This window comes from Streptomyces sp. NPDC047072 (assembly GCF_040643855.1).
In the GTDB taxonomy this organism is placed as follows: Bacteria; Actinomycetota; Actinomycetes; order Streptomycetales; family Streptomycetaceae; genus Streptomyces.
Map to the genome: position 1 here is coordinate 1 of NZ_JBEYVC010000142.1, position 21,080 is coordinate 21,080.

Here is a 21,080-nt window from a genome sequence, read left to right on the forward strand (position 1 = left end):
CCTGAAGACCTTCTGGGAGGCGCACGACCCGACGCAGGGCTTCCGCCAGGGCAACGACGTGGGCACGCAGTACTGCTCATGACCTCGTCGGGGGGCCGGTCGCCGAGCGCGAAGGCCCGCACCGCGCTGCGCAGCTGGCCCATGGTGGCCGCCGCCTGCACACCGTGCCCCTGTACGCCCGTCGTGAAGAAGATCGGCTGCTGGGCGTAGGACGTCGTCGAGGTGCGCAGATACGTTTCCGTACCGCCGAAGCTCTTGACGCCGACCGCGACCTCCTCACCGGCGGTGGCCACCTTGGCCCACGCGGCGAGCAGATAGGTGTTCCCCGCGGTCAGACCGCTCACCGTCTGGATGGCCCCGCTCGCACTGGCCGCCGTCTGGAGGGCGTAGGTACCGGTGCGGGCGTTGGACGCGGCCACACTCGACGCCGTGCCGGTGCTCTGCGCCCAGGGCGTCAGCGCGCCGGTCTCGAAGCCGGGGTTGGTGATCGCGTTGGTCGCCGAGGTCAGCGGCTCCACCGCGAGGTCGTCGCAGTAACCCGCGCCGCTGCCACCGGAGTTCTTCCAGCAGTAGACGGTCGCGGAGGTGCTGGACGAGCCGGTGGTGAAGAGAACGGCCGCCTGGGTGTACGACGTCGTGGCGATGTTGGTGTACGTCTCCGTGCCGCCGAAGTCCTTCACGCCGATCGCCAGGGTCTCCCCCGCGTTCGCCACCTTGGCCCAACCCGTGAGCAGATACGTGGTGTTGGGGCTGAGGCCGGTCAGTGCCTGGTTCGCGCCGCTGCCGCTCGCCGCTGTGGTCAGCGCGTAGGTCCCCGTGCGGCCGTTCGCCGCCGTCACGGAGGAGGAAGTGCCGCTGGCCTGCGTCCAGGGGCTCAACGCACCCGTCTCGAAGCCCGCGTTGGTGAGCAGGTTGCCGCCCGTGCCGTTGTAGGCACCGATGTTGGGGGTGGCCGTGGCGGAGACCGTGTTGCCGAAGGCGTCCTTGCCGCCGTTGGAGCTGATGACCGCGCCGGCCCGGATCACGGGCGAGGACGGGTGCACCTGGTAGGCGTTCGTGCCGGTGTAGGACGAGGAGCCGTTCGTGTTGCCGGGGTTGCGGAACTGCGGGTCGGCGGTGACCTTCGCCGAGTCGGCGGGCTCGGAGGACGGGTGGTTGCCGTAGAAGAGGTTGTTGGAGTAGACGGACGCGCCCGTGGTGGAGAAGTAGCCGCCGGTGCCGTAGTTGAAGACCGCGTTGTTCTTGAAGGAGAGCGCGCCGGAGATGCTGGTGCCGGCCCGGGAGTACAGGATCGGGGTGTTCAGGCCGCTCTTGTTGACGTAGATGCTGTTGTTGTAGATGAGCGGGACCGCGGATGAGCTGCCGCTCTGGTTGGGGACGCCGCCGACGAAGTGGAAGACGCCGGTGCCGTGGGTGGGGGTGCCCGAGGTGGGGCAGCCCGCGTTGGAGCCGTCGTTCTCGCTGATGTTGTAGCGGATCACGGTGCCGTCGCTGGGGACGGTCGAGGTGGGCTCGTTGGCGATGGTGAAGGGCGGCATGACGAGCATGAAGCCGCCGAGGTTCTGGTGGCTGTAGTTGTACTGGAACGTGGTGTTGTGGTTGCCCCAGTCCACGTCGTAGCCGGTGCCGTCGGCGCCGTTGACGTGGCAGTAGACCTCGTTGTTCTGGACCACGGTGTTGGAGCTGCCGGACATCCAGATGCCGGCCGAGGCGCCGTTGCAGTACTGGCCGGAGGGCGGGCAGGTGTTCTTCGCGCCGCCGTAGCCGGCCTTGTTGCCGTCGATGAGGGCGCCGTCGTTCTTGACGACGAGGATGTCGTCCGCGCCGTCGTAGGTCATCGTGTTGGAGCGGATGACGGTGCCGGTGGTCAGGCCGGTGCCCTGGCCGTCGCCGTCCGGGGTGACGGCGACGGCGATGCGGTCGACGTGGTCGAAGGTGTTGTTCTCGACCACCACGTCGTCCCAGGTGGAGACGGGTGTGGTGTGGTCGGTCTGGACGCCCACGCCGGCGTTGGTGGCGTACCAGCCGCCCGGCCAGCCGCTGATGTTGTGGATGTACATGTCGTGCACCCGGATGTGGTGCAGGATCCCGCCCGAACTGTTCTCGGCCAGCACGCCGGAGCGGTAGGCGGGCGAGGCGGCGGAGTTGACCAGCTCCAGGCCGCCTATCTCCCAGTACTGCTGGTTGAGCAGGTGGATGACGGGGCCGGTGGCGCCGTTCGCGTTGATGACGGGCTTGGCGCCGCTGCCGTAGGCGCCCATGGTGATCGGGCTACCGGAGGCGCCGGAGCCGCCGGGGGTGAGCTGGCCGGTACAGGTGGTGCCAGCCGCGAAGAGGATGTTGTCGCCCGCGCCGAAGGTGGTGCCGTTGACGCTGCTGACGGTGTTCCAGGGGCTGGCCTGGGTGCCGCTGCCGTTGGTGGCGGCCGAGCAGTTCACGTAGTAGGTGGTGCCGGCCGCCAGTGCGGCGTGGGCCGGGACCAGGAGTGCTCCCGCCAGCATGGCGAGGAGGGTCAGAACGCGGGATGCCCGGCGGGCCGGACGCGTCGTTCCGCGACGCTTCATTGCGACGCTCCTTACTGGGTGATCGAGTCCTCCGTGCCGCGGATCGGGACACGGGGCTTCCTGCGCCGGGCGCGTGCGGCTCAAGCGGCGGAGCGCCCGGGATCCTTGGCCGCCGCGCGGCGGCAGCGGGCTACCGTGCGGCGAGCGCGTCCAGGGCGGACTGCTGGAGGACGGAGGCCGACGTCTCCAGGACCGAGGCGTGCCGCATGCCCTCCGGCAGGCCCAGCGAGACCGGCTCCCAGGTGACGCCGTCCCGGCTGCGGGTCGCGCCGTACCTTCCTTCGAGGAAGTGGTCGAAGATCATGATCCAGTCGCCGTCGCGGCGGAACAGTGAGGGTCCCTCCGCCAGGGACGGGGTCACCGGGCCGTTCGGTGTCACGTACGGGCCGCCGGGTGTGTGGAACGTCGTGAGGTGGATGTCCTTGTGGGCGGTGGAGGTGTCGTTGACCCCGCGCTCGTCCTTGAAGGCCATGAGGAAGCCGCCGCCGGCCAGCTCCCTGACGGTGGCGTCGATGACGGAGTGACCGGGGTCGAAGAAGACGCCGGGCGCGGAGTAGGTGCGGAAGTCCTCGGTGGTGCAGTGCCAGATGCGGTGGTCCTGGGTGAGGTGTTCGAAGTCCCGGCCCTCGGCGGTACCGCCCGGCTCGACCACGGACGACCAGATGAGGTGGTACAGCCCGGTCGCGCGGTCCAGGAAGAACTCCGGGGCCCAGGCGTTGAGGGCGCCCGGCACCCCGGCCATCGCGGGAACCAGCCGCTGGTCGGACCAGGTGAGCAGGTCGGCGGAGGTGGCGTGGACGATGTACGGGCTGGTCCAGCCGTCGGTGGCGAGCAGGTGGAACAGGCCGTCGGGGCCGACGCCGATGAACGGGTCCCGCAGCCGGCCGGTGCCGACCGTGCCGCGCAGGACCGGCCGCCCCTCGTTCACCGCCACGAAGGACTCGCCGTCGTGGCTGTGGGCCAGGTGCAGCGCCTCGTCGGCGTCGGTGAAGTAGGAGAGCACGTACATCGGTGGGGGGTCCTTCCGGGACGGTGGCGGCAGGGCATGACGGCATGGCCGTACGACGGGCGGCGGTACGGCGTGGGCGGGTGAACCGGTGTCCTGGTGTCAGGACTTGACGGCACCGGCGGACATGCCGGCGACCACATGGCGCTGGAGGAAGACGAAGATCAGGAAGAGCGGCGCCACGCCGAGCAGCGCGGCCGGGAAGAGGGTCGTCGGCTGCACGGTGTGCGGGTCGATGAACGAGTACGCGTTCACCATGACCGTGCGCTTGTCGGGGTCCTGGAGGAACACCAGCGGGACGATCAGGTCGTTCCACACCTGGAGCGAGACGAAGGTCAGCAGGGTGCTGGTGATGGGGCGCAGCAGCGGCAGGATGACGGTGAAGAAGGTGCGCAGCGCTCCGCAGCCGTCGAGGGCCGCGGCCTCCTCCAGGTCGGTGGGGATGGAGCGGATGAAGCTGGTGTAGAAGAACACCGCGACCGGCAGGAACATCGCCGTGTAGACGAAGACGACGCCCGCGTAGTTGTCCAGCAGGTTCAGGTCCCGCATCAGCAGGTACAGCGGTGCCACGACGACGAAGACCGGCACCGAGGTGCCCACGATGAACAGCCGGTAGACCCAGGTGGACCAGCCCTGGGTGATACGGGCCAGCGGGTAGCTGGCCAGGGAGCCGAGCACGGTGATGCTCAGGCAGGACAGCCCGGTGATCAGCAGGGTGTTGAGGGCGCTGCGGCCGTAGTGGATCTGCGAGAAGGCGTCCGAGAAGTTCTTCAGGGTGAAGGTGTGCGGGACGCCGAGCGGGGACCGTGCCACGTCGGCCGCGGTGCGCAGCGAGGTGAGCACGGTGAACACGAACGGCAGGACGAACACCAGCACGCCGAGGCAGAGCAGCACGGTGCCGACGCCACCGAGCATCCGGCGTCCGCGGGCGGCGACGGGGACGGTGACGGGGGTGGAGGTCGTAATGGGGGTCGGGATGGAGGTCATGGTGGGTCCGCCCGTCAGATTCGGCGCTCGCGCAGGCGCAGCAGAGAGGAGGTGGCGCTGGACAGGACGACCACGGTCACCAGCAGGAGTACGGAGATGGCGATGCCGAGCGCGAACTTCCCGCCGCCGAAGACGTTCCGGTAGACGAGGGTGGTCAGGGTCTCGGTGGAGCCGGCCGGGCCGCCGTTGGTGAGGACCAGCGGGAACTCGAAGACCTTCAGGGAGCCGATGAGGCTGAGGGTCACGTTGACGGTGAGCGCGGGTGCCAGCATGGGCCACTCGATGGAGCGGAAGCGGCGCCAGCCGTTCGCGCCGTCGACCGCGGCCGCGTCGAGGAGTTCGGTGGGCAGGCTCATGTAGCCGGCCAGGAAGATGGCGCAGGAGTAGCCCGCGAACATCCAGATGTTGACGGCGGCCACCGCGTAGAGGGCGGTGGAGGTGTCGCCGAGCCAGACGTGCTCCAGCGAGTCGAGGCCGAGCAGCCCGAGCAGGGCGTTGATGCCGCCGTCCGGGGCGAACAGGTACGACCAGATGAAGGCGGCCATCACCGGGGAGACGAGGGTCGGGGTCAGCAGGGTGACGCTGAGCGCCTTGCGGACCTTCGGCCGCCGGAAGAGCATGCTCGCGAAGAGCAGGCCGAGGCCGTTCTGGGCGATCACGACGACGGCCGCGTACAGGATGGTGTGCCACAGGGCGGCGGTGACGTCGGGGTCGTCGGCCATCGCCCGGTACTGCTCGGTGCCGACGAAGTGGGCGATCGGTCCGCCGAGGCTGTCGGTCATGCTCAGGTAGATCCCGCGGCCCAGCGGATACAGCATGAAGACGGCGTACACGGCGATCGCCGGAAGCAGGAAGGCGGCCATGGTGGCGCGCCGGCGGTGGATCACGGGAGGCTCCTCTTGCCCGAATGGCCGTGGCGGGGGCGGTCAGGAGCCACCCGGCACCCCCACCACGGCTGCCCTGGGGGCGGCTTACTTCGCGGACGCCGCGGTCTGGATGTCCTTGAGGGTCTGCGCGGCGGACTCCTTGCCCAGCAGATAGGCCTGGATCTTCGAGCCGACCTCGGTCTCGGCGGTGGCGCCGTACCAGGAGTCGGACGGCAGGATCCGGTAACGGCCGTCCTTGAAGGCCGTGGTGAACGGCGTGGTCTCGGGGCTCTCGGGGGTCGTGCCGCCGGTGAACGGCGACTCCGCGTGCTCGGCGTCGAGGTACTTGGCGAGGTTCTCGCTCTGCGACCAGAACTTCACGTACTCCCGTGCCGCGTCACCCTGCTGCGACTGGGAGTTGACGGCCCACATCGTGCCGGAGAAGAGCATGCCGTTGGGCTTGGTGCCCGCCGCACCGCCCGGCCAGGGCGCGAACCGCACGGGGAATCCGGCCTTCTTGACGTTGGAGACCTGCCAGGCGCCCTGGTACCAGAAGGCGCTCTTGCCGGCGCTGAAGTTCTGCGGGCCCTGGGACCACTCGTCGACGCCGAGTTCGTTCTTCCAGTCGACGTACCCCTTGTCCTCCAGGGTCTTCAGCTGGTCGAGCGGACCCTGCCAGTCGGGGTCGAAGGACGCCTTGCCGGCCAGGAAGTCGGCGTCCCACTGCTTGTTCTTCTGGTAGACGAGGGTCGAGCCGCTCGCCTGGAAGACCGAACTGCCGGTCCAGGCGGACTTGTCGGGCAGCGAGATCGGGGTGATGCCGGCCTTCTTGACCTTGGCGAGGTCGGCGAGGAAGGTCGGCCAGTCGGCGGGGACCTCGGTGACGCCCGCCTTCTTCAGCAGGTCCATGTTGGCGTACAGGCCGATGCCGATCAGCTCCATCGGCATGGCGAGGGTCTTGCCGTCGGACTGGGCGAAGGGCTTGGCGTCGGGGGCTATGGCGCTCGCCCAGGACTCCTTGGAGAGGTCGGCGAGGTAGCCGGAGGCGCCCCACTTCTTCATCTTGTCCGTGTCCACCATGATCACGTCGCCGGCCTTGCCGCCGAGGAGTTCGGGCTGGAGCTTCTGGACGTAGGTGTCGTTCGCGGTGATGTACTCGAAGTCGATCTTGATCTTCGGGTGGGCCTTCTCGAACGCCTTGTTGATCTCCGCGACGTTCGCCGGTTCCGCGCCGCCGCCCTTCCACGCCTGCACATGCAGGGTCACCGTGCCGTCGCTGGAGGCGCCGCTCGATCCGCCGCCGCACGCGGCCAGCGACAGCGCCAGGGCGGCGACCGTGGTGGCGGTCGCGACACGTCTCCCGGAATGCTTCATTGCACACCTCACCCATCGTCGGTACGGACCGACTCGTCTTGTCTGAAGAGGGACTGATTCGGTGAAAAAGGGGTCGGTGGGACCCGATGGCCGGGAACTGTAACGCAAAACTTAGGCGACATCTATACGTAACTTTCCGTGCCTGTCGAACACCCCTCGTGACGCCATCGATGCCCAGCTCGCAGGGGTTTCCAGTCGCGCACCCTCTGCCTTATCGTTACAGTTTCCTGGAAGTTTCCCAGGGGCTCATGGTTGAGTGAGCGGACGTGGCCGGGCCTTCGGTGCGGCTCAAGTGCTCGGCGGACAGAAGGAGTTGGAGTGGCAGGGCGGGTGACCATCGCGCAGGTGGCCGAGGAAGCCGGCGTCTCCGCGATGACCGTGTCCAACGTCATGAACGGCAAGCCGGGGGCCTCGGAGGAGACCCGGCGCCGTGTCCTGGAGGTCGCGGGCCGTCTCGGCTACCGGCCCAACGTCTCGGCCCGCAACCTCAAGGGCGGCCGCAGCGGGCTCATCGGTCTGATCGCCCTCGACCTCACCAGCCAGTACGGCCTGGAGATCCTGCGCGGTGTCGCCGACGAACTCGCGGGCGCGGAGCAGGAGTTGCTCGTCAACGCCTCATACCACGACGCGGTGCGGGAGAAGGACCGGGTGGAGTTCCTGGGGCGCGGCCTGGTCGACGGCGTCCTGATGATCGCGCCGGTCCTGGAGAAGGAGACGGTCACGCTGCTGCGCCGCCAGAACCTGCCGTGCGTCATCATCGACCCCCGGCGCCTGGACGTACCGCTCCCCCGTCTGACCGTCGACAACTACCACGGCATGCGCCAGGGCACCCAGCATCTGATCGACCTGGGCCACACCCGGATCGCCTACCTCCGCGGCGAGGAGGATCTCGAGAGCACCTCCGTCCGCTTCCAGGGCTTCGAGGACGCGATGCGGCTGGCGGGGCTGAAGGTGGACGAGCAACTGGTCGCGTCCTGCGACTTCTCCTACGCCAGCGGGTTCCGCACCGCGACCCGGCTGATCGCCGAGCACCGGCCCACGGCGATCGTCGCGGGCGCGGACCTCATGGCGCTCGGCGCCATCGACGCGGCCCGGGCGAGCGGTCTCGACGTGCCCAGTGAGTTCTCGGTGGTCGGCTTCGACGACCTGCCCCAGGCGGCGCAGAGCTTCCCCGGTCTGACGACCGTGCGCCAGCCGCTGCACGACATGGGCCAGAAGGCGGCGCGTGCCCTGCTCTCCCTCATCGACGGGCAGAAGCTGCTCATGGAGCACATGGAGGTGGGCACCGACCTGGTGCTCCGCAACTCCACCGCCCCGCCGGCCGCGACGGACGACCGCTCCTGAGGCACGTCGACCGACGCAGACCTCGCCAGGCTCAGCACCGGGTCCCGGAGGCGGCCGTACGGTAGTCGGAACCGAGTCGGTAGACGCCCGGTCCGTCGACCGTCACCCGGGTGAACTCCCCCTCCCGGCTCACGCAGGCGCCGTCCGCGTGCAGCCAGGGCGAGTACGCGACCCGGACCAGCACGGAACCGGTCCTCGGTATGTGAAGGTCCAGTTCGGCCGGGGACGTGCGCACCACGGTCGCGGGGGCCGACGCCAGCGGCACCGCGTCCCGGACCCGGTACAGCCGCCAGTAGGCGTCCTTCCAGACGGGCTCCAGCCAGCCGGGGCCTTCGTGCAGGAGCCGCGCCTCGGCCTCGCCGTACCGGTCGGGCTCGGTCGCCGGCACCACCACGAAGCCGACGGCCCAACGGTCCAGCCACGCCCGGTAGGTCCGCTCGGAGAACGTGCCGTCGTAGAAGAGCGCGCCCCGCTCCCGGTCGAGCTGGGTGTTCCACCCGCGCGCCATGTTCACATACGGCGACAGCACGGCCGCGTCCCGGTGGTCGTGAGCCGGTACGACCTCCACCCGACCGCGGTCCGCACCCAGCCGGTCCAGCGCCTGGACGACACCCCGCGTGTGCGTGGCCCAGACCGGCGTGCCGGTGCTGCCGCGTACGAACGAGGCCGGTGTCCCCGAGCCCAGCCAGAACAGGGATGCGGCCAGCGCGAGGACGAGGGCACCGCGGCGCAGCCGGACCCGGCGAGGTGTCTCCAGCGCGGCGGCGAGCAGGATCGCGGGGGCGAACAGCAGGGCCAGCCGCTCCACGTTCGTGCCGATGGGCGAGGGGACGACGTAGCAGAGCAGGACGCCGAGGGCGTACACGGCCGCGCCCAGTCTCACCGCCCGCCAGCGCCTCGGCGCGCACACCGCCACGATCACACCCAGCCCGGCCGGCCACCATATGCGTCCGGGCGCCATGGGTTCCTGACCGTGGAACGGGAAGAACACCGTGGTCAGACCCACGACGACGGCCGGCGGGACGATGAACGCGGTGGCGCGCGGCCAGTCGCGCAGCAGTGCGTAGGCCGCGCCCGCGGTCACCAGGAAGAGTCCCGCCACGGGGCTCGCCATGGTCGCGAGCATCGCGTACCCCGCCGCGAGCACGGCCCGCCGCCGTCCCGTCAGCAGCACGCAGCCGGCCAGGGCGAAGGCGACCCCGAGGGCGAACGTCACGCGTCCCGCCGCCACGTCGACCCACAGGCCGAACGCCGCCAGCAGTGCCGGGGGCAGCGGGCGGCGGACACCGGACCGTTCGATCAGGACCGCGACCAGCCAGCCGGAGGCCAGCCCGGCGGCGAGGCCCACCGTGCGGACCCCGAACATGCCCATGAGGTAGGGCGAGAGCACGCTGTAGTTCATGGTGTGCGCGCCGCCGAACCAGAACAGGCCGTACGCCGAACCGCCGTGCTCGGCGGCGAAGCGCGCCCATGTCTCCTGGGCCGCGAGGTCCCCGCCGCCGTCGGCCCGGACGAACGCCCAGACCAGGTACAGGGGAAGCATCGTCACGGTGGCGAGCAGCGGGACGCGGTGCCGTCGCGCCCAGGCACGCGCCCGGCGCCGTGGGGCGGGCGAGGGCGGCGCGCCATCGCGGCGCACGGGAGCGTGGGTCGACAGGACTGAGGCGTGCATGGAACGACGTCTTCCGTTCGGGGACGGGTCCGGCCGAGGAATCACGGCGTCGCTCGCGCAAGCTCACGTTTCGCCTGGTCAGGTGTGGTTCAGCGGCCGATTCCATCCTTTCCGCCGGGGCCGATCACGACATCGGCCGTTCGGCCGGACCTGCGGCACCTGGTGGCGTCGTACACCAGCCTTTCGGCCGAGTCGGGACAGTGAGGCTCAGGTGCACCCATCCCGCAAGACTCTACTGAGAACTTCCGTGACGACACGATATTGTGTGGTCTCACGGACGTCGGCTTCCGTGGCGGTGGTGAGGGAGGCGAAGCCCATGGTGGCGGGAGCACGCCCAGTGGTCAGTCGGCGCCGGGAGGTCGGTGAGGTCAGTGCCCGGTCGCTGTTGATGACCCTGCTCGGCGAGTACGTCCTGCCGAAGGGTGCCCCGGTGTGGACCTCGGCGCTCGTGGACGCGCTGGCGCTCTTCGACGTCGAGGAGAAGTCGGCCCGCCAGGCCCTCGCCCGGACCGCGGCCGAGGGCTGGCTGGTCTCGGAGCGGGCCGGGCGCCGGGTGCGGTGGGCGCTCACTCCGCCGGGCCGACGGCTTCTGACCGAGGGCGCGCAGCGGATATACGCCTTCGGCCGCGAGGAACGCGCCTGGCCCGGCACCTGGCTGGTCGTCCTCGTCTCGGTCCCGGAGCCGAAGCGGGACCTGCGCCACAAGGTGCGCACCCGGCTCACCTGGGCCGGCTTCGGATCCCCGGAGCCCGGCTTGTGGATCACCCCGCACGCCGACCGGGAGACGGAGGCGCTCGGTGTCCTCAAGGAGCTCGGGCTCGCCGACGACGCGATGTCCTTCACCGCCACGTACGGGGCGGTGGGCAGCGAGACCGCCATGGTGACGCGCGCCTGGGACCTCAGCGAGGTCGAGGAGCGCTACGAGGCGTTCATGGACGAGTTCACCGGGCTCCGCCCCGCCGACGACGCGGTCCTGACCGCGCAGACCATGCTGGTGCACGAGTGGCGCCGCTTCCCCTTCCTCGACCCGCGGCTGCCGGCGCGGCTGCTCCCCCCGGGCTGGAGCGGCGCGAAGGCGGCCGACTTGTTCCGGAGCAGGCACGCGGAGTGGGCCCCGGTGGCGCTACGGTGCTGGGAGGAACTGACGCAGGGGCAGTCCGCGGGTTGAGGCGTCCCGGGGCGCTCACACCCCGAGACCCGGAAACACCTTGGCCGCGTTGCCGGACAGCACCGCGCGTACGGTGTCCTCGGGCAGGCCCAGGGAGCGAAGGGCGGCGATGTTGCGGGCGGCTCCCGGAACTCCCGGCCAGTCGGTGCCGAAGATCCACCGCGCGGCCAGTCGTTCCAGGTCGAACCGGGCGTAGTACTCGGGGAGTTTGCGCGGTGGCAGTCCGGCGAGGTCGAGCCAGACGTTCGGGCGCGTGACGGCGAGGAAGGCCGCGGTGTCGTACCACCAGCCCCGGCCGCCGTGCGCGAAGACGACCTGGACGTCGGGGAAGTCCTCCACGACGTCCAGCATGAGCTGGGGGTCGCCGAACCGGGCGCGGGCGCCGGGAAAGCTGGAGGTGCCGGAGTGCACGACGACCGGGACGCCCCGCTCGGCGCACAGCGCGTACAGGGGGTACAGCTCCTTGTCGGACGGATCGAACCCGCCGTGCACGGGGTGGAGTTTGACGGCGACCGCGCCGAGGTCCAGCTGGCGCTCGGCCTCCGCCGCGAGCGGATGGTGCAGGTGCGGATTGACGTTCGCGACCAGCCGGAAGCGGACCGGGTTGTGCGCGACGACCGGCAGGAGGTCCTCGATCGGCTGGATGCCGGTGGCCCGCGGGCTGTACTCGCAGAACAGCAGCGCCCGGCCCACGCCCTCGGCCTCCAGGAGCGCGTCGAGCAGCTCGGGAACCGGGTCGCCCCGCTCGTCGTAGGCCTCCCGCCACGGGTGGTCGCCGGAGAAGGTGTCCGCCCACTGGAACCAGGCGGGCTTGAGCGTGGACAGCCTCGGCACGTGGACGTGCGCGTCGACCACGGTGTCGCCGTCGATCACAGAACCCTCCTCCGGACGAGACCCGAGCACGAACTCCACCTTCAGGAAGGCGACTTGGGCGCCCAGGAGCCGTCGCGGATCATTGCGCGCAGGACGTTACGGCGGATCTTGCCGGTGGGCGTACGCGGCAGCTCGGGCAGGCCGATCACACCGCGCGGGCGTTTGAAGGCGGCAAGTCCCTCCCGGCACCAGGCGACCAGGGCGTCCGGATCGACCTCGCGGCCGGGCCTGGGGACGACGCAGGCGACGGGCTTGTCCAGGCCGTCCCGGTCCGGAGCGCCCACGACGGCGGCCTCGGCGACGTCGGGATGGGCGAGCAGCCGCTCCTCCACCTCCGCGGGGGCGACCCAGATGCCGCCCGCCTTCAGCAGGTCGTCGGTGCGGCCGAGGCACGTGTAGGTGCCGTCGGCGTTGCGGACGTAGGTGTCGCCGGTGCGCACCCAGTCGCCGAGGAAGACCTGGCGGGTCGTCTTTGCCCGGCACCAGTAGCCGGTGGCGGCGGACTCCCCGCGGACGTGGAGTTCGCCGGGCGTACCGGCCTCGGTGACCAACCGGCCCTCGGTGTCGCGCAGTTGCACGGCGTACCCCGGGACGGGTGCACCGGAGGATCCCGGGTGGACCCGGCCGGCACGGTTGGAGACGAAGATGTGCAGCATCTCGGTGGACCCGATGCCGTCGAGCACCTCCACGCCGAACCGCTCAAGGACCCCCTGGTAGATCCGCGCGGGCAGCGTCTCACCGGCCGACACCCCGAGCCGTACGCTCGCGAAGGCGTCGTCGGGAATGTCGGGGGCCGCGAGCAGCGCCCCCAGGAAGCCGGGCACACCGAACAGCACCGTGGCCCGGTCCGCCGCCGCGCGCTTGGCGAACAGCGCGGGGGACGGCCGGGCGGGCTCCAGCAGGGCCGTCGCGCCGACCGCCAGCGGGAAGAACATCGAGTTGCCGAGGCCGTACGCGAAGAAGAGCTTCGCCACCGACAGACAGCGGTCGCCGGGGGCGAGGCCGAGCACCTGCCGCCCGTAGGTCTCCGCCACGAAGCGGATGTCCGCGTGCCGGTGCATGGCGGCCTTGGGGGTGCCCGTGGTGCCGGAGGTGTACAGCCACAGGGCAGGTGAGTCGGGCCAGGTCGGGTAGGGCTCGTCGGCGGCGCCGGAGTCGGGAAGGGGCCCCGGCACGAGGTGCGTCACCTCCGGCGCCTCCCGCACGGCCGCCTTCACGACGGGGGCGAACTCCCCTGATCCGACGACCACTTTGGTACGGCAGTCCGCCACCAGCTTCCCCAACTCGCCCCCGGTGAGCATCGTCGAGGCGGGCACCGCCACCGCGCCGACACGGAACGCGGCGAGCACGCCGGCGAACAGCTCGATGTCGTCCGGCATGCAGAACAGGACCCGCTCCTCCGGTCGCACACCGAGACCGCGCAGCCCGCTCGCCGCCCGCCGGACCTCGGCGGCCAGCTCCGCGTACGTCAGGCTCCGGGTGGGTGTGACGACGGCGGTACGGTCGCCGTTGCCCTCTCTCACATGCCGGTCGACCAGCCAGTCGGCCGCGTTGAACAGCTCGGGCATCCGGATCGCCTCACACCAGTCGGACGTACTCGTAGTCGAAGGGTTTGCCGTTGATGCCGTTGACCGGTGGTGCCACCCACTGGGCGATCCGGCCGCGCTCGTACACGGGCCGCATCAACGACCGTACGTAGGCGAGGTCTTCGGCGGTGGGGAGCCAGCGGTGCCGGTTCGCCTCCCAGGTGCCCTCGTCGACGATCGTGCCGTCGGGGGTGATGTGGTGGCCGGCGGCCAGGCCCACATGCCGGTTGAACCCGGGGTGGGGCAGGCGGAGTCGGACGTCGATGCCGTGTTCCTCGAGGATCCTGTTCCAGCGTTTGAGGCCGGTCTCGCAGTCGGCGATGTACTCGTCGCGCAGGTCGAGGTTGAGGGCGAGCAGCGCGGGGACCTCGTCGACGCCCCAACTGCCGTCCTGCGCGGGCCTGTCGAGGAGGTAGGCGTCGTCGGTGAGGCGGTGGTCGTCCTTGCGGCGCTCTTCCTGCCAGCGGCCTTTGAGTCCGGCGGTGTAGTAGTTGGCCGCGTTGGTGGAGGTCTCGCTGCCGAAGAGGTCCAGGGAGACCGTGTAGTGGAAGTTGATGTACTTCTGGACGATGTCAAGCGGGATGCCACCGCAGGCGGCGATGTCCAACGTGTCGTGCTCGCGGACGAGTTGGGCGCTGCGGGTGACCACGCGGTCGACTCCCGTCGTGCCGACCATCATGTGGTGGGCCTCCTCCTTCAGCATGAAGGTGCAGGTCCGCGAGAGCGGGTCGAAGGCGGACTCCTTCAGCGAGCCCAACTGGTACTTGCCGTCCCGGTCGGTGAAGTAGGTGAACATGTAGAAGGCCAGCCAGTCGGCGGTCTCCTCGTTGAACGCGCCCAGGATGCGCGGCGCGTCGGGGCTGCCGGAGTTGCGGTCGAGCAGCGCCTCGGCCTCCTCCCGTCCCTCCCGGCCGAAGTAGGCGTGCAGGAGGTAGACCATCGCCCAGAGGTGCCGCCCCTCCTCGACGTTGACCTGGAAGAGGTTGCGCAGGTCGTACAGGCTCGGCGCGGTGAGCCCGAGCAGGCGCTGCTGTTCCACGGAGGCCGGTTCGGTGTCGCCCTGGACGACGACCAGGCGCTGGAGGTCTGCCCGGTACTCGCCGGGCACCTGCTGCCAGACGGGGTCGCCCTGGTGCTCGCCGAAGGCGATACGGCGGTCGGGGGTCGGTTCGGCGAGGAAGATGCCCCAGCGGTAGTCGGGGACGGTGACGTGGTCGAAGTGGGCCCAGCCGTCACGGCCCACGGAGACGGCGGTGCGCAGGTAGACGCCGTGGTTCTCCAGGGCCGGGCCCATCTCGCCCCACCAGTCGAGGAACTTGGGCTGCCAGCCCTCCAGTGCGCGCTGGAGGCGGCGGTCGTCGGCTAGGGCGACGTTGTTGGGTATCTTCGCGTCGTAGTCGATGGTCGTGGGCATCGGGTCACACTCGCTTCCGGTCGTAGGCCGCCTTCCGGCCGGTGCCGTAGCGGCGCAGGGCGCCTTCGGGGCCGGACGCGTTCGGCCGGGTGAAGATCCAGTTCTGCCAGGCGGTGAGCCGGCCGAAGATCTTCGTCTCCAGGGTCTCCGGGCCGACGAACCGGTGGTTGGCCTCCATCCCGGTGAGCGCGTCGGGGCTGAGCGCGGCCCGGCTCTCGAGGACGATGCGGATCTCGTCCTCCCAGTCGAGGTCGTCGGGCGCGTCGGTGACGAGACCGAGCTCGCGGGCCTGGGCGGCGCTCAGCGACTGCCCGGTGCCGCGGCGCAGCCAGTCGAGGTGGTCGTCCTGCCGGTAGAAGCGGGACTGGAGACGGGTGAGGCCGTTGCCCATCGGCAGGGCGCCGAAGTTCGCCTCGGAGAGGGCGAGTTGCGCGCGTACGTCACTGTCGGGGTCCTCGATCGGCGGGCCGTCGAGCATGTACTGGAGGTCGCAGGCCAGGGCCGGCTCCAGGAGCACACCGGCGAAGCAGCTGCCGGGTTCGATCAGGGCGACGAGACTGCGGCTGGTGACGTCGAGCCGTTTCAGGGTGCGCTTGTAGTAGTGCAGGATCTCGTTCGCCAGCCAGTCGCCGTCCGCCTGGGCGCTCAACAGGGCCTGTTCATGGGCGAGTACGAGGTTCGCGTCGCCCTCGGTACGCAGGACCCAGGTGCCGAGTTCGGGCTCGTTGGTCCGCAGGCGCAGGATGAGGTCGTCGAGTTCGCGGGTGAGGGCGAGCAGCCAGCCGTCGGCGCCCTGGGTGTGGATGGCGGCGGTGGTCGGCGCGCCGTGGTCGGGGCCGCGTACGGTGATGCGGACCAGGCCGAGGGGGCGGTCGTACTCGGCGCGTACGTACCGGTAGGTGATGCCTTCCTCGCTGATCTCCCTTTGCAGCGGGGTCAGTTGGATGCCTTCGGCGTCGGCGGGCCGTGGGCTGTCGCGAGCCGCTTCCAGGGCCCGCTGCTGGACGATGGCGCGGAAGTCCCGGCGGGGGACGACCTCGTCGACGAGCCGCCGGTCCACGGCCGTCTTGCCCTTGACGCCGTCGCTGCGGGTGGCGAAGAGATCGGCGAGGTCCTTGCGTACCAGGCGTTTGTCGACCAGCCGGGTCAGGCCCCCGGTGCCGGGCAGCACGCCCAGCAGCGGCACCTCCGGCAGGGACACCGTCGAGGAGTTGTCGTCGATCAGGAGGATCCGGTCGCAGGCGAGCGCGATCTCGTAACCGCCGCCCGCGCAGGAGCCGTTGACGGCGGCGAGGAAGGTGAGCCCGGAGTGCTCGGAGGCGTCCTCCATGCCGTTGCGGGTCTCGTTGGTGAACTTGCAGAAGTTCACCTTCCATTCGTGCGAGGAGGCCGCGAGCATACGGATGTTGGCGCCGGCGCAGAACACCTTCTCCTTGGCGCTGGTCACCACCACGGACCGCACCTCGGGGTGTTCGAACCGCAGCCGCTGGAGCGCGTCGTACAGCTCGATGTCCACGCCGAGGTCGTAGGAGTTGAGCTTCAGCTCGTAGCCGGGGACCAGACCGCCCTGTTCGTCGACGTCCATCGCGAGCCAGGCGACCGGGCCGTCCGTGCGGAGCTTCCAGTGCCGGTAGGTGTCCGGACTGCGGTCGAAGCTGACCACCACCATGACGAAGCGCCTCCTCGCGCCGGCACGGATCCCGATACGCCGATCCTCTACACCGACCGAGCAATCCGTCAAGGTTCTGTAGAACAAAGCCGAGGCGACGCCAGGCTGGGGTCCCGCTGTCGGTGGGCCTCAGTGGCGGGGCGCCCCGCGCCGCAGGAGCACGCCCAGCGCGATACCGGCGAGCAGGAGGACCACGCCGGCGGCCAGCCACCCCCACGGGCTGTACTCGTCCACGCAGGACTGCCCGGAGGCCGAAGTGGTGCAGACGTTGCCGGGACCCTCGCGGTTGAGGAAGGCCACGTACAGCAGGGGTGCGCCGAGCCCGGAGAGGAGGCCCGCGAGTCCCACGCGGGAGCCGTTCCGGGTGGCGAGGAGGACGGCCGCGACGAGGGCCGCCGGGAGCAGGAAGACGCCGATGCTGAGCACGGTCAGCAGCCCGAGCGAGGCCAGGGCCCCGACGAGCAACCACGCGCAGAACCAGGCCCACGAACTCGTTCTCATACGTCCCCCTCTGTCTCCCGGTGAAAGTCTGACTTACGTGCTCCCGTCCGCACCACCACCACCTGGTGCGGCCGGTCGTCATCGTCGGGCCTCGGTGTCATCCGCTCGGGGTGGCGCTGTCGGACGGGGGTGAACGCGGCGGCCACGACCACGGCCAGGAGGACGGCGGCCACCGCGGTCAGCGGCCCGCGCGCCCCGAACCGGCCGACCAGGGCGGTGAGCAGGGCCGCCCCGAGGGGCGCGAGGCTGCCGTGGATCGTCCAGAACGCGGAGGTGACCCGGCCGAGCAGATGGTCCGGCGTGACCTGTTGCCGCAGGGACATCGAGCAGACGCCGGCGAGTGCCATGCCGAAGGAGTACAGGCAGATCGTCACGGCCGCTACGGCCACCCTTCCGGTGCCGGCCAGCAGCAGTATCGACACCGAGCACAGGCTCATCGCGCCGAGCCAGCAGGCGCCGAAGCCCCAGGAGCGGCGCAGCCGGGCGGTCGCGGCGGCGGCCACGCCGGTGCCGAGTCCGGCCAGCGCGAGCACGTAGCCCACCGTGCGTTCGCCCTGCCCCAGACCGTGTCGCAGGTGGTAGATGAACACGTCGGTCATGCCCAGGCCGAGGAAGGTGGTCACCGTCAGCAGCACGGTGAGCGCCCGCAGCACCGGCGTACGCCACAGGAACGCGGCGCCGACGCGGAAGCCGGAGCGCCGGTCCCGGGCCCGGGGCTCCTTGCTCCCCGCCTGATGAACGCCAGGCCCACCAGGGAGATCCCGAAGCTGCCCGCGTTGAGGGCGACGGCGGCGGTCGGCCCGAGGAACCCGGCCACCACACCGGCGAGGGCCGGGCCCGCGATGTAGGCGATCGCGTTCGTCGCCTCCAGCCGCCCGTTCGCCGCGACGATCTGCTCCTTGTCGACCAGGTTGGCCACGGCGGTGACATAGGTGATCTTGAACAGCATCTCGAAGACCGAGGCCAGGGCCATCACCACGTACAGCAGCCAGATCTGCGGGCTCAGGGCCCAGCAGACCGGGATCGCGCCGTAGAGCACCAGCCGGGCGGCGTCGCACAGCATCAGCAGGCGTCGCCGGTCGAAGCGGTCGGCCCAGGCGCCGCCGACCAGCCCGGTCAGCAGCGAGGTGGCGCCCGCGACGGCCGTGAGCAGCCCCATCTGCGCGGCCGACCCGGTGGTGTGCAGCACCAGCAGCGGAAGTGCCACCAGCGAGAAGGCGTTGCCGACCTCGGAGAGCGCCTGGACCGCCCAGAAGACGGAGAAGTCCCGGTTGGAGCGGAGCGAACGCGCGGGCATACGAAGGTCATCCGTCCTGTGGGCGGCGCTGGTCCGGCTTCACGCTCGTCGTATTCTCCGCGCCCTGCACCAGGAAGCACAGGGCGCGAAGCGGCGCCGGGGCGTTGTCAGTGGTGGCAGGCAGGATGATCGGTATGACGACACCGACTGCTCAGATCGTGGATGCCGCCGCCTACGCGCAGGCGGTCCAGGACGCCGTGACGGCCGCGGCCGCCTACTACGCGGGCGGCGCCTCGCCGCTGGACGACGACGCCTACGACCGGTTGGTGCGCGGCATCGCGGCGTGGGAGGCGGAGCATCCCGACGAGGTGCTGCCCGACACGCCGACCGGCAAGGTGGCCGGCGGCGCCGCGCAGGGCGATGTCCCGCACACGGTGGCCATGACCTTCTTCGGCTACGGCCTGCTCCCGCTGCCCGAGACCGAGCCGGAACTCGCCGCCCTGCTGGGCCACAGCGCGCACAGCGCCCTCATGGCCCGGGCCGGCGAGCTCGGGGTGAACACCACGGCCGGCACCGCGGTGCCCGGCATCACCGCCACCGACGTCGACCAGGTCCTGGCCCGCGTGCAGGAGATCGCCGCGCTGCGGGCCGAGTTGCCGTTCGGGATCGACGGGGTCGTCATCAAGGCCGACCTGGCCGCCGACCAGGAGGCGGCCGGTTCCGGATCGCGCGCACCGCGCTGGGCGATCGCCTACAAGCTGCCCGCCGTCGAGAAGATCACCCGGCTGCTCGCGGTGGAGTGGAACGTGGGCCGCACCGGCGTCATCGCCCCGCGCGCCGTCCTGGAACCGGTCGTCATCGACGGGGCCACGATCACCTACGCCACCCTGCACAACCCGGCCGACATCACCCGCCGTGATTTGCGCCTGGGCGACCATGTCATGGTCCACCGGGCCGGTGACGTCATCCCCCGCATCGAGGCCCCCGTCGCCCATCTGCGCACCGGGGACGAACAGCCCATCGCCTTCCCCGAGGTGTGTCCGCGGTGCGGGGCCGACATCGACACCGGCGAGCAGCGCTGGCGGTGTGCGAACGGCCGCAACTGCCATCTGGTGGCGGCCCTCTCGTACGCCGCCGGCCGCGACCAGCTCGACATCGAAGGCCTCGGCCACACCCGTGTCGTCCAGCTCGTCGACGCCGGTCTGGTCGCGGACCTCGCCGACCTGTTCACCCTCACCCGGGAGCAGCTCCTCGCCCTGGAGCGAATGGGCGAGACCAGCACCGACAACCTCCTCGCCGCGCTCGCCACGGCCAAGGACCGGCCGCTGTCCCGGGTGCTGTGCGCGCTCGGTGTACGCGGCACCGGCCGCTCCATGTCCCGCCGTATCGCCCGGTACTTCGCCACCATGGACGCCATCCGCGCCGCCGACGCCGAGACGATGCAGCTGGTCGAGGGCATCGGCACCGAGAAGGCCCCCTCCATCGTCGCCGAACTCGCCGAACTCGCCCCGCTCATCGACAAGCTCGCCGCGGCCGGGGTCAACATGACCGAGCCGGGCGCGACCCCGCCCGCCCCCGCGGCCGCCGAGGACAGTACGGGGGAAGCGGAGGAGCCGGGCGGGCCGCTGGCCGGTATGACGGTGGTCGTCACCGGCGCGATGACCGGCGCCCTGGAGAAGCTCAGCCGCAACCAGATGAACGAGCTGGTCGAACGGGCCGGGGGCCGTTCCTCCTCCAGCGTCTCCCGCAAGACCAGTCTGGTCGTCGCCGGAGAGGGCGCGGGATCCAAGCGGGCCAAGGCGGAAGACCTCGGCATCCGGCTGGCCACCCCGGACGAATTCGCCGCCCTCGTCGCCGACTTCATCGCCTGAGCGGCTCCGTTCGGGACGACGTGCCCCACCTCACAGCGAGACTCGGGCGGCGGCAGGAACAACGCGGGCCGGTGGACCGTTCATCCATACGTGGCTGCGGAGGGGACAGTGTCCCCGGGCCTCACCCATAGCCCATGGGGACGATCGTTCGGCTGAAGCCCCATGGAGCCTTTCGCCGCGAGGCGACCGCCCTCCGCAGGTCACCGCCCACGGCCCCGGCTGGTCTCCCCCGTCCAGCCGGGGCTTCTCGCGTGCCGCCGACGGACACCGGCCCACCGGTCACGTCGTCGGGAACGGGTGATCATCCTGCTGACACGGCCTCGGCCCGCATGACAGGGTGCGACGATCGGGTACGGCAGACGAAAGGGACCTCGGTGGAAGCACAGGTGTGGGACGCGCTGGTCGACGTGGCGAAGGGCGCGTACACCGCCGGGCTGGGCGAGGGGACGGTTCCGCGCCCGCTCATCATGCCGCTGGTGCGCGGCGAACTGGTCGGGATGATCTGGGCCCGGCCGCTGAAGACCGGCCAGGACGCGCTCACCGGGATCGTGGAGCTCGCGAACATCGCCGCGGCGGCCGGTGCGGACGAGGTGGTCCTGGTCTGGGAGAGCCATGACGTCGCCACCGTCTGCGAGTTGCCGGTCGTCGGCCCGACGCCCTGTCTGAACATGGTGGTCGCCACGAGTGACGGGCACGTCCTGCACCGGTTCCCGTACAACGAGCGGTACTTGGAGCGCGGCCCCGAGGGCCCGGTGTCGATCGCCCCGGACTGGATGCCGGTCCCCGCGCCGGAGCCGGACGGCGAACTGCTGCCGCCGATCCGGGCCGCGGTGGACTACTCCTTCATCCCGCTCGAGCTGGACCATCCCTCGCCGTTCGGCGTCACCGTCGTACTGATGGAGGAGGACGGTTACCGGGTGCGTCTGACCGACGCGTTCGCCTTCTGAG

The 21,080-nt window shown here is 70.7% G+C and carries 14 protein-coding genes and 3 pseudogenes; 5 read left to right on the forward strand and 12 right to left on the reverse strand.

Annotated features, from left to right (window positions below; all coding sequences use genetic code 11):
• Positions 1-79, forward strand: a pseudogene (locus ABZ896_RS39185) (peptide-methionine (S)-S-oxide reductase); the annotation flags it as partial.
• 43 nt (positions 80-122) lie between these two features.
• Here the strand turns inward: ABZ896_RS39185 and ABZ896_RS39190 are convergent.
• The 5 genes and pseudogenes from ABZ896_RS39190 to ABZ896_RS39210 form a co-directional block, all read right to left on the reverse strand.
• Positions 123-2,564: pseudogene (locus ABZ896_RS39190) on the reverse strand (carbohydrate binding domain-containing protein); the annotation flags it as partial.
• Between the two features lie 130 nt (positions 2,565-2,694).
• Positions 2,695-3,573 carry a glycoside hydrolase family 43 protein gene (locus ABZ896_RS39195; RefSeq protein WP_360939833.1) on the reverse strand — a complete coding sequence of 293 codons (879 nt, stop codon included), beginning with the start codon at positions 3,571-3,573 and terminating at the stop codon, positions 2,695-2,697.
• Between the two features lie 99 nt (positions 3,574-3,672).
• Complete coding sequence (locus ABZ896_RS39200; RefSeq protein ID WP_360939835.1) at positions 3,673-4,557, reverse strand: carbohydrate ABC transporter permease; 885 nt, start codon at positions 4,555-4,557, stop codon at positions 3,673-3,675.
• 14 nt (positions 4,558-4,571) lie between these two features.
• Positions 4,572-5,444, reverse strand: coding sequence for a sugar ABC transporter permease (locus tag ABZ896_RS39205; protein ID WP_360939837.1), 873 nt, complete (start codon positions 5,442-5,444; stop codon positions 4,572-4,574).
• Positions 5,445-5,528: 84 nt separating this feature from the next.
• Positions 5,529-6,797, reverse strand: coding sequence for an extracellular solute-binding protein (locus ABZ896_RS39210; RefSeq protein ID WP_360939839.1), 1,269 nt, complete (start codon positions 6,795-6,797; stop codon positions 5,529-5,531).
• 318 nt (positions 6,798-7,115) lie between these two features.
• Here ABZ896_RS39210 and ABZ896_RS39215 point away from each other — a divergent pair, with 318 nt between their 5' ends.
• The gene (locus ABZ896_RS39215; protein ID WP_360939841.1) at positions 7,116-8,141 is read left to right on the forward strand and encodes a LacI family DNA-binding transcriptional regulator; all 1,026 of its coding nucleotides are present in this window, start codon (positions 7,116-7,118) and stop codon (positions 8,139-8,141) included.
• Positions 8,142-8,172: 31 nt separating this feature from the next.
• Here ABZ896_RS39215 and ABZ896_RS39220 read toward each other — a convergent pair whose 3' ends face one another.
• Positions 8,173-9,813 carry a hypothetical protein gene (locus tag ABZ896_RS39220; protein WP_360939843.1) on the reverse strand — a complete coding sequence of 547 codons (1,641 nt, stop codon included), beginning with the start codon at positions 9,811-9,813 and terminating at the stop codon, positions 8,173-8,175.
• A gap of 316 nt (positions 9,814-10,129) precedes the next feature.
• On the opposite strand from ABZ896_RS39220, the gene ABZ896_RS39225 reads away from it, so the two are divergent.
• Positions 10,130-10,981, forward strand: coding sequence for a PaaX family transcriptional regulator C-terminal domain-containing protein (locus ABZ896_RS39225; protein ID WP_360939845.1), 852 nt, complete (start codon positions 10,130-10,132; stop codon positions 10,979-10,981).
• Between the two features lie 15 nt (positions 10,982-10,996).
• On the opposite strand, the gene ABZ896_RS39230 is transcribed toward ABZ896_RS39225, so the two are convergent.
• From ABZ896_RS39230 to ABZ896_RS39255, 6 genes and pseudogenes are all read right to left on the reverse strand, one after another.
• Positions 10,997-11,854, reverse strand: coding sequence for an amidohydrolase family protein (locus ABZ896_RS39230; RefSeq protein ID WP_360939847.1), 858 nt, complete (start codon positions 11,852-11,854; stop codon positions 10,997-10,999).
• Between the two features lie 41 nt (positions 11,855-11,895).
• Positions 11,896-13,422 (reverse strand): benzoate-CoA ligase family protein, encoded by a 1,527-nt coding sequence (locus ABZ896_RS39235; protein ID WP_360939849.1) that lies wholly within the window; start codon positions 13,420-13,422, stop codon positions 11,896-11,898.
• A 10-nt stretch (positions 13,423-13,432) separates the two neighbouring features.
• Positions 13,433-14,854 (reverse strand): benzoyl-CoA 2,3-epoxidase subunit BoxB, encoded by a 1,422-nt coding sequence (gene boxB / locus ABZ896_RS39240; RefSeq protein WP_360939851.1) that lies wholly within the window; start codon positions 14,852-14,854, stop codon positions 13,433-13,435.
• Positions 14,855-14,858: 4 nt separating this feature from the next.
• Entirely contained in the window at positions 14,859-16,523 is a 1,665-nt protein-coding gene (boxC, locus tag ABZ896_RS39245; protein ID WP_360939853.1) for a 2,3-epoxybenzoyl-CoA dihydrolase, read from the reverse strand.
• Positions 16,524-16,652: 129 nt separating this feature from the next.
• Entirely contained in the window at positions 16,653-17,024 is a 372-nt protein-coding gene (locus ABZ896_RS39250; protein WP_360939855.1) for a hypothetical protein, read from the reverse strand.
• Positions 17,021-18,321: pseudogene (locus ABZ896_RS39255) on the reverse strand (MFS transporter). Before ABZ896_RS39255 ends, ABZ896_RS39250 begins: the two are co-directional and overlap by 4 nt.
• Before the next feature lie 134 nt (positions 18,322-18,455).
• On the opposite strand from ABZ896_RS39255, the gene ligA reads away from it, so the two are divergent.
• Complete coding sequence (ligA, locus tag ABZ896_RS39260; RefSeq protein WP_360939857.1) at positions 18,456-20,132, forward strand: NAD-dependent DNA ligase LigA; 1,677 nt, start codon at positions 18,456-18,458, stop codon at positions 20,130-20,132.
• Positions 20,133-20,506: 374 nt separating this feature from the next.
• Entirely contained in the window at positions 20,507-21,079 is a 573-nt protein-coding gene (locus ABZ896_RS39265) for a hypothetical protein (RefSeq protein ID WP_360939859.1), read from the forward strand.
• Position 21,080: the final 1 nt, after the last annotated feature.

What these genes read in the sequence shown, in the direction of transcription:
- boxB (WP_360939851.1), bottom strand. Translation starts at nt 14,854, where the DNA reads ATGCCCACGACCATCGACTACGACGCGAAGATACCCAACAACGTCGCC.
- ABZ896_RS39225 (WP_360939845.1), top strand. Translation starts at nt 10,130, where the DNA reads ATGGTGGCGGGAGCACGCCCAGTGGTCAGTCGGCGCCGGGAGGTCGGT.
- boxC (WP_360939853.1), bottom strand. Translation starts at nt 16,523, where the DNA reads ATGGTGGTGGTCAGCTTCGACCGCAGTCCGGACACCTACCGGCACTGG.
- ligA (WP_360939857.1), top strand. Translation starts at nt 18,456, where the DNA reads ATGACGACACCGACTGCTCAGATCGTGGATGCCGCCGCCTACGCGCAG.
- ABZ896_RS39235 (WP_360939849.1), bottom strand. Translation starts at nt 13,422, where the DNA reads ATGCCCGAGCTGTTCAACGCGGCCGACTGGCTGGTCGACCGGCATGTG.
- ABZ896_RS39220 (WP_360939843.1), bottom strand. Translation starts at nt 9,813, where the DNA reads ATGCACGCCTCAGTCCTGTCGACCCACGCTCCCGTGCGCCGCGATGGC.
- ABZ896_RS39250 (WP_360939855.1), bottom strand. Translation starts at nt 17,024, where the DNA reads ATGAGAACGAGTTCGTGGGCCTGGTTCTGCGCGTGGTTGCTCGTCGGG.
- ABZ896_RS39195 (WP_360939833.1), bottom strand. Translation starts at nt 3,573, where the DNA reads ATGTACGTGCTCTCCTACTTCACCGACGCCGACGAGGCGCTGCACCTG.
- ABZ896_RS39200 (WP_360939835.1), bottom strand. Translation starts at nt 4,557, where the DNA reads ATGACCTCCATCCCGACCCCCATTACGACCTCCACCCCCGTCACCGTC.
- ABZ896_RS39210 (WP_360939839.1), bottom strand. Translation starts at nt 6,797, where the DNA reads ATGAAGCATTCCGGGAGACGTGTCGCGACCGCCACCACGGTCGCCGCC.